The organism is Microbacterium sp. UBA837 (assembly GCF_002296025.1).
Classification (GTDB): Bacteria; Actinomycetota; Actinomycetes; order Actinomycetales; family Microbacteriaceae; genus Microbacterium.
The window spans coordinates 1-7446 of sequence record NZ_DBHD01000033.1 but is presented as its reverse complement, the minus strand read 5'-3'; the positions used below and the strand labels follow the sequence as shown (position 1 = coordinate 7446).

10 protein-coding genes are annotated in these 7446 nt (G+C 69.2%); 5 read left to right on the top strand and 5 right to left on the bottom strand.

Annotated elements, in window-relative coordinates:
• Positions 1 to 1384: LuxR C-terminal-related transcriptional regulator (locus B3587_RS02645; protein WP_292726342.1), on the top strand; the 1384-nt coding region annotated here is incomplete at its 5' end.
• 28 nt (positions 1385 to 1412) lie between these two features.
• On the opposite strand, the gene B3587_RS02640 is transcribed toward B3587_RS02645, so the two are convergent.
• The gene (locus B3587_RS02640) at positions 1413 to 1820 is read right to left on the bottom strand and encodes a cupin domain-containing protein (protein ID WP_292726340.1); all 408 of its coding nucleotides are present in this window, start codon (positions 1818 to 1820) and stop codon (positions 1413 to 1415) included.
• A 157-nt stretch (positions 1821 to 1977) separates the two neighbouring features.
• Here B3587_RS02640 and B3587_RS02635 point away from each other — a divergent pair, with 157 nt between their 5' ends.
• From B3587_RS02635 to B3587_RS02625, 3 genes are all read left to right on the top strand, one after another.
• On the top strand, positions 1978 to 2355 hold the full coding sequence (locus B3587_RS02635) for a hypothetical protein (RefSeq protein WP_292726338.1): 378 nt from the start codon (positions 1978 to 1980) through the stop codon (positions 2353 to 2355).
• A 76-nt stretch (positions 2356 to 2431) separates the two neighbouring features.
• A complete protein-coding gene (locus B3587_RS02630) occupies positions 2432 to 3361 on the top strand; it encodes a DMT family transporter (protein ID WP_292726336.1) in 930 nt (309 codons plus the stop codon).
• On the top strand, positions 3342 to 4022 hold the full coding sequence (locus tag B3587_RS02625) for a GntR family transcriptional regulator (protein WP_292726334.1): 681 nt from the start codon (positions 3342 to 3344) through the stop codon (positions 4020 to 4022). The genes B3587_RS02630 and B3587_RS02625 overlap by 20 nt, the downstream gene beginning before the upstream one ends.
• Here B3587_RS02625 and B3587_RS02620 read toward each other — a convergent pair.
• The 4 genes from B3587_RS02620 to B3587_RS02605 all read right to left on the bottom strand — a co-directional run bounded on the left by B3587_RS02620 (position 3995) and on the right by B3587_RS02605 (position 6258).
• Positions 3995 to 4270 (bottom strand): hypothetical protein, encoded by a 276-nt coding sequence (locus tag B3587_RS02620; protein WP_292726332.1) that lies wholly within the window; start codon positions 4268 to 4270, stop codon positions 3995 to 3997. The genes B3587_RS02625 and B3587_RS02620 overlap by 28 nt on opposite strands.
• The gene (locus tag B3587_RS02615; RefSeq protein ID WP_292726330.1) at positions 4267 to 5103 is read right to left on the bottom strand and encodes a CoA transferase; all 837 of its coding nucleotides are present in this window, start codon (positions 5101 to 5103) and stop codon (positions 4267 to 4269) included. Before B3587_RS02615 ends, B3587_RS02620 begins: the two co-directional genes overlap by 4 nt.
• A complete protein-coding gene (locus tag B3587_RS02610; protein ID WP_228178521.1) occupies positions 5103 to 5411 on the bottom strand; it encodes an RBBP9/YdeN family alpha/beta hydrolase in 309 nt (102 codons plus the stop codon). The genes B3587_RS02615 and B3587_RS02610 overlap by 1 nt, the downstream gene beginning before the upstream one ends.
• A gap of 115 nt (positions 5412 to 5526) precedes the next feature.
• Positions 5527 to 6258 (bottom strand): glutamine amidotransferase, encoded by a 732-nt coding sequence (locus B3587_RS02605; protein WP_292726328.1) that lies wholly within the window; start codon positions 6256 to 6258, stop codon positions 5527 to 5529.
• A 216-nt stretch (positions 6259 to 6474) separates the two neighbouring features.
• Between B3587_RS02605 and B3587_RS02600 the strand changes: the two genes are divergently transcribed.
• Positions 6475 to 7317, top strand: a complete 843-nt coding sequence (locus B3587_RS02600; protein WP_292726326.1) for a phosphatase PAP2 family protein — start codon at positions 6475 to 6477, stop codon at positions 7315 to 7317.
• Positions 7318 to 7446: the final 129 nt, after the last annotated feature.

Below are 7446 nucleotides of genomic sequence, written 5' to 3'. Positions count from 1 at the left end.
GCAGACGGATGCCGAACGCGCGCTGCTCGCGCTGCGATGGGGTCAGCATCTGGCGTATCGCCGCGCCGATCCTGTCGCAGCACTCGAGCGTGCAACGACACTGCGCGCGCCACTGTCGGCGGACGCGTCGGTGGCGTTGGATGCCGAGATGGTCAAGTGGCGGCTGATGGCAGGGGTTCCCCTTGATGCCGCGGTGTCGACGCTGCCTCGACTCGCACCGACACCCGGCGCGACCGACGACGATTCCACGGACCGCGACGTCGACGTGCTCGGCATGCTCTCGATGGGGCTCACGTCGGCGATGATCGCAGCGATGCGAGGCGACGCGGAGGCAGCCCGTGGAGCCGTCGCGGAGGCGCGACCGCTCGCCGATCTCGTGAGCCACGACCAGCCGTACGCGGGCGAGCTGCTCAATCTTTCCCAGATGTTGAGTGAGTTGGCGGATGCGTCGATCACCGACGCACGCGCGCTCGCCGAGCGTCAGCGGGTCTCTGGAACCCCGGATGCCGCGGGACAGTGGTCATATGTCCTTGCGCTGATCGAGCTTCACGCGGGCCGGCTCGACCGTGCCGGTCCCCTCGCCGACCTTGCCGTTCGCCAGCTGGCGTGGCGCGACTTCACGGGGCTGTCCGGCGCGGCCATCGCGCTGGGGGCGACGGCCGCGGCGATGTCGGGGGATGCAGGCGCCGCGCAGGCGATGCTCGCAACCGTCGATGACGCCGCGCACGCCGACATCAAGGTCATTCTGCAGCGTGCTGAGGCGTCAGCCTGGCTGGCGATTCCTGAGGGTCGCGCGCAGGAGGCTGCGGCGGCGCTCGCCGACGCGGTAGCGGCAGCTGTGCAGTACGGCCATCACCTTCTGGCGGCACTGACCGCGTCGACGGCGATCCGGCTCGGATTCGCAGAGGCAGTCGCCGAGACCCTCGCGGTGGCGGCGACGGAGACGCCCTCACGCTTCGTGCGCCTGGTCGCGGATGCCGCCACGGTAGCCTCGGCCAAGGATGCCGACGCAGCAATGAGGCTCGTGCCCGCGTTGCGCAGCGCCGGCCTCGACGCACTCGCTCGCACGTTCTCCGAGGACGCGGCACGTTCGGCATCCGCTTCGGCGGAGGCCCGACGGCAGGCGCGTCATGTGGCTGCCGAGCTCGCCTCTGTGACGGTGCGCGAGCCGGCGCTCACCCGCGATCGGGAGATCGACGGTGCAGTCCTCTCGGCGCGCGAGCTCCAGGTTGCACGAGGGGCGGCGGCACGCGAGCGCAGCCGCGAGATCGCGGTGCGACTGGGGATATCGGAGCGCACCGTCAACAACCACCTCGCGAACGTGTACCGCAAGCTGGGCGTTGCCAGCCGCGACGAGCTCGCGGCGGTTCTGCGGGACGCCTGAGGGCGCCGGCGGAGTCACGCCTATCCGCTCACCGGTGCAGATGGGCGCGCTGGCCCTCGCGATCGAAGACCATGACCAGCTCCGCCGGGTCGTCGATCGCGCTGATCGCGTGCGGGGTCATCGTCGAGAACTCGGCGGCCTCGCCCTGGGTAACCTCGATGCGCGGATCGCCGAGTTGCAGCAGCACCCGTCCTTCGATCACGAGGAACCAGTCGAAACCTGGATGCACGCGCGGTGCGGAAATCTCGGGCACGGGCTCCAGGCGCATCTTCATCGCCATCGTGCGGCCGTCGACACGGTTCAGTGCCCACGTCGTGCGCGCTCCGTCGGTGCGCTGGGTGGGACGGATGACGACATCGTCGTCGTCCTCGGCGCGCAACAGGTCGTCGACGCTGACCTGAAGCGCCGCTGCGAGCGGCACGAGCCAGTGCGTCATACTCGCCGCGCACGCCGACGAGCGTCAGCCCACCGTCGCTGAGGTTGCTCAGTTCCGCGAGCGAACTGACGACGCGTTTGAGCGGATGCAGGGTCCGGTCAGTGACATCGAGGTTGGGCGCGGGTCGCGCCACGGTCCGCTCGGTTCCCTCGGTCGGGTGATTTCGGCGTGGCGGGCCGTGCTTGCCATCGCCCACACCGCATCCGCTCAGGCGCAGGCGGCGCTGCGCGACCGCGACACGGATGAGCGCGCCGCCGAGATCGTCACTGAAGCGTTCGTCAACGCGGTCAAGCACTCGGGTGCCCGGCACGCGGTCGTCACGCTCGCGACCGAAGACACCGGTCGCGTGCGGGTCAGGATTGTCTCGCCGGGCAGGCTTCCCGCGGCCGAGCAGCAGGCGTCGGGAATCGGAACGCGAAACGCCGACACCCGGATATACCAATCCGACGATGATGTCGTGCTCGAATCCTTCCTCGCCCCCGTCTCAGATGATCCCTCCGGTGTTTCTTCGGAGCCCTCTGCCGCGAGCTTCTAGTTTCCCTGTTCGGGCAGCTCGGAGGCCCGTCGGCTTTTGCCCCGCGGACCCGGGAACATTGTGTAACAATGCTGCGGTGACCGGAGTGATCGCCGTGGTGCTGGCAGCGCTGTGCTTCGCGACCACGGGAACGGCGCAGGCGCTCGCGGATGTCGATGCATCCCCGCTCTCGGTCGGCGCTGCGCGCATCCTCATCGGGGGCGGGATTCTCGGCGCGATCGCCCTGGTGACGCGGCCACTGATGCCGCGCGCTGCGCCGTCAGCCGAAGCGGCCGTAGCTCGTAGGGCGCCTACCTGGGTCATCGTCACGGTCGGGGCGATCGGCGTGCTGGCCTACCAGCCAACGTTCTTCGCTGGCACACGCCTGAACGGGGTAGCGGTCGGTACGGTCATCGCATTGGGATCGGCGCCGATCGTGACCGGCATCCTCGATGCCCTCATCCGTCGGCGAATGCCGAGCCTGCGCTGGGGCGTCGCGACCGCCATCGCGCTGGTCGGCGTCGTTCTCGTCTCGGGTCTGGTCGGCGGCGCAGGAGCCGCGGGCGTCGGGCCGCTGGGAGTTCTTGCCTCGCTTGCCGCGGGCGCTTCGTATGCGCTCTATGCGCTGGCCAGCAAGCTGCTGATGGACCGCGGCTGGAGTTTCCAGGCCGCGATGGGCGCCGTGTTCGGAGTGGCAGCGGTCGTGAGCCTGCCGCTTCTTCTTGCGACTTCGCCCGGGTGGCTGTTCACCCCCGCAGGTCTCGCGCTCGCGCTCTGGCTCGGCGTCGTCACGACTGCGGTCGCGTATCTGCTCTTCGGATGGGGTCTGCGGCGGCTCGCCCCGACCACGGTCGCGACGCTCACGCTCGCGGAGCCGCTCGGTGCGACGCTGCTCGGCGTCTGGGTGCTTCACGAGCACCTCACGGTGGCGTCGGCGATCGGTCTTGTCGTGCTCGCCCTCGGGCTCGTGGTGCTCTCACTGCCGACCGCCCGGAAGGAGAAGACGGATGTCTCCGCGCCGGCGTGAGAGCGAACCCGGTCCGACCCACGCGGCAGCGCTTGCGGACGCGCTGCGCGCCAGCATCCTGTCCGGCGAGCTGGGTCTAGATGCTCCGCTTCGGGAAGAGCGCCTCGCCGCGGAGCACGCTGCGTCTCGACACACCGTGCGCGCCGCACTTCAGGCGCTCGCGGCAGAGCGGCTCGTGACGATTGCGCCCTACCGAGGAGCCCGCGTCGCCAACCTCGACGACGATGCGGTCGAAGCGCTCCAGGAGCTGCGCGGTGCGCTCGAGGCGGAAGCCGTTCGCCAGGTGAGCGCCAAGCACGGCACGCCGTGGCCGGCTGCTGTCACGCGTCCCGTGAAAGAGGCGATCGACCGGCTCGCGCTGGCCGAGGCATCAGGAGACTGGCTCGCAACAACGCGGGCGCATGCCGAGGTGCACCGTCTCATCGTGGAGGCAGCGGCAAGTCCACGGATTGCGCAGGCCCATCGGCAGCTGGAGTCCGAGATCCTGTTGCTCCTCACGCACGTCAGGCCGGACTATCCGGCGGGCTCGTTCGCCCGGGAGCACACTGGTTATCTTGACGAGATTCAGCGCGAAGGAGGGGACGCGGTCCGGGCACATCTGGCGCACTCGGCCGACCTCATCCGCGCCGCCCGCTACCAGGCGGCCACCGACGAGCCGTAGCGGACGATCGTCGCGGGGTACGCCAGTGCGCTCCCGTTCCAGACCGGCGTGGGCGCGGCGCAGTGGAGGCTTCCCCCTCCCGCCACGGCGAGATCGACAGTCTGCTCGCGCCAGGTCTCGTCCGGGGTCGGGGTGGGTGCCGGGACCGACGAGCGCGGTCCGTCGAGGAGGGTCAGCGCCACCCGGGCGAGCGAGACGCCGACGTGCGACACCGCGCCGGTGAGATGACGGGCCTCCAGCGCACTCATGACGGATGCCGCGAGCAGGTAGCCGGCTGTGTGGTCGACCGCTTCCCCTGGCCGGTGTCCAGGAACTGCCAGTCGATCTCGGGAAGGCGGGGACTGTCGATGCGCAGCACGTCCGCCCCGAACAGTGCGAGGGTGCGGGTCGAGACAGGTCCGGCGATCACCCGCGTGAGGTCGAGCACCCGGACGCCCGCGAGGGGCAGTGACGATGCCGGCTCCGTCAGCGGCGATGCGCCAGGGTCCGCCACGTCACGGCGCACGAGCGGGTAGGCGCGCACGGCGTCGGCGTGCGGATGCGTTCGCCACTCCTGCACTGTCCGAACCCGGCCGACGATCGCTCCTTCAGCGGCAGCGCGGTCTTCCCAGTGCGCACCCGTCGCGGTGCGCAGTGCTGCGGCGATCGCATCCTTGCCCGCGTCGTCTCCGAGCCCCAGCATCCGACGGAGCGCCGCCGCGTGGTGCGGATAGTTGCCGTGGGTTCTGACCCACCCGTCGGCGGTCTCGAAGAACCCGGATGCCGGGGCCCAGGCATCCGGTCTCTCGCCGTTCCAGGTGAAGACTTGCTCGCTGCGATAGGCAGCAGTCAGGCGGGGTCCGTCGAGAACGACCGGGGTGAGGCTCGCCACGTCGACCTCGCGGCCAGTGCTGCGTGCGTACGCCAGGGAGGCGGCGGCAACCGATGCGGCCCCGACCGCTGTGGCGGCGAGCTGGGCGACGGGGAGAGGCGACGGCAACGTCACCGGACCCGCCGGCGGCCGCAGCGCGGCGACCAGCTCGGTGCGGCCGGTCGCCGCCGAGACGAGTTCCGAGGCGAGCTGCTCGAACGATGCTGACATCAACGTCCTCCCTCGAGGTCACGGATGAATCCGCGGAGCAGGTCGAGTCCCTCCGGCCACGGGCCGTGGCCGCTGAGGACATTGATGTGTCCGGCGTCGCCAACATCGTGCGCGACGAGCACCACCGGCTCGCCAGCTTCCTGCACTGCAGTGCCGACGGCACGGTCCCAGTCGTCGGAGTCGGGTTCGTCCCAGGATGCCGGAGTGCTGCGCACCCAGGCCGGATGCTGCGCTTGCCAGATCGACTGCCAGTGGCCGGGGGATGAACCACCGAGCCCCGGGACAACGACGACCGAAGCATCCTGCATCGCACTCCTCCTCCGTTCCCACTCGCACTCGCACCCGATTGTCTCCATCACATCGGGCGCGAGTCGCCGGCCAGAAGAGCCAATGTGCGTTTGCTGGCCCGTCGCAAACGACCGGTCAGCGGGCGTAGCGCTCGACGAAGGTGCGGAGCATCCGGCTTGGATGCAGCACCTCGCGTTCACGGACGGCGGCGAGGGGAACGTGCACCTCCGTCGGTGCGAAATACCCGTAATCCGTGTATGCGTGGATGCGCGCGGTGATGCCGTTGACATCGAGCTCCGGGTGGAACTGCGTCGCATAGATGTTCTCGCGCACGCGGAACATCTGCACGGGGCAGGTGGTGGAGGAGGCGAGCAGCGTCGCCGAGGAGGGGAGCGAGCGCATCGCCTCCTTGTGCCCGACGAAAGCATCGAAGCGCGGAGGGATGCCGGCCAGCAGGGGGTCGGTGATCCCGGCATCCGTCAGCGACACCTCCACCACGCCGACCGGCTCACCGTAGGTGCGGTCGATGATGGCACCCTGGTGGGCGCCGACCGTTCCCACGCCGTAACAGGCGCCCAGGAACGGGAAGTCGCGCGCGACGACCTGGTCGAGGAGCGCATCGAACTCTGCCTCGACGCGCCGCTGCACGGCGGATTTCTGCTCGGGCGGATCCGACGCGTTGAACGGTCCGCCGCCGACGAAGATCCCCGACAGGTCATCGAGGTCGAGCTCGGGCATCGGGCCTGCCTCGAGCCGCACCCGTCGCAGCTCAGACTCCGTGAGACCGGTGTAGCGCAGGAAAAGCTCGTACTCTTCATCGGCCGGACCGTCCTCCGCGCGGGTCGCCAGCAGGATGAACGGCTTCATCCGCTCAGCTTAAGCGCCCCGAACCCCCGTTCATCCTGAAATCGGCACGCGCCGGGAACATTCGGTTTCGGTGCCGTCGCGCCGTCACCGAGACCGCTACTGTTACGACGAAACCAGCAACGGCAAAGGGGGCAGTAGGCCGTGAGCAGTGCGAAACAAACAGATCCGCGCGAGAACACATCCGCTTCAGCGCTATCGAGCGCCGCGAGGCGGTGGGTGATTCTCGCTGCCGCATGCGTTGTCGGCTTCATCGTCGTGTACGTGATCGCCGTGTTGACGGTGTGGGGGCAGGAGTGGGAGAACGCGGCTATCGCGGGCTCGGGCCAGGTTCTGCCCTGGGAAGCGACGGATGCCGACGACAATCTCGATCTGATCCAGACGTGGTCGCTCGCCATTGCCGTGCTCGTGGTCGGCATCATCGGATTCGCGCGGCGGCAGGTGCGCACGGCCCTGGCGGGGATGGCCGTGATCGTCGTCGGGGTGCTGCTGTCTGAGGCGCTCAAGCGCTTCATCCTGTGGCGGCCCGACCTCGCCCCGGCGGACCTTGGTGCGGGACACAACAGCTTCCCGAGTGGTCACACGACGATCGCGATGACCCTGATCGTCGCGATGATCATCGTGGTTCCGTTCCGGTGGCGGGGCCTGGCGATGGGCATCGTCATGACCTGGGCCGGGTTGATCGGTGCGCTGACGGTCACCGTGCACTGGCACAGGCTCTCCGACACTCTGGCGGCAGACATGCTCGCGCTGTGCCTCGGCAGCCTTGCCTCGCTCTGGCTCCTGCGGTCCGGGCGGGTGAAGCAGTACGCGGGCGGCGGAGAGTTCCGTGGTCGGCGCATCTACGTCATCGTTGCCGCCATTCTCGCGAGTATCGGTTTGATCGCGGGGTTGGTGTTCGGCATCCTGGCCATCGCTTTCGGGCTGCAGAGCTCGACGGGGCAGTTCCACGCCTACGCGTCGGCGCAGATGCTTGCCGCGACCGGCTCGGTCTTTGCCGCGCTGGGTTTCTGGGCAACCTGGCGGGGGCTGGACGTTCCGGACGCTGTGAAGCCGGCGTAGGGTCGCTTCCCGAACGTCCGGCCGCGCCTCGCCGGTTGCGGGCAGCTTCGTGACGAGTGTGTAAACCTCGCGTGGCGATTCGCGGCCGAGGATGAATCGCTCCGTGCGACTCGGTATCTTCGTGTCGTG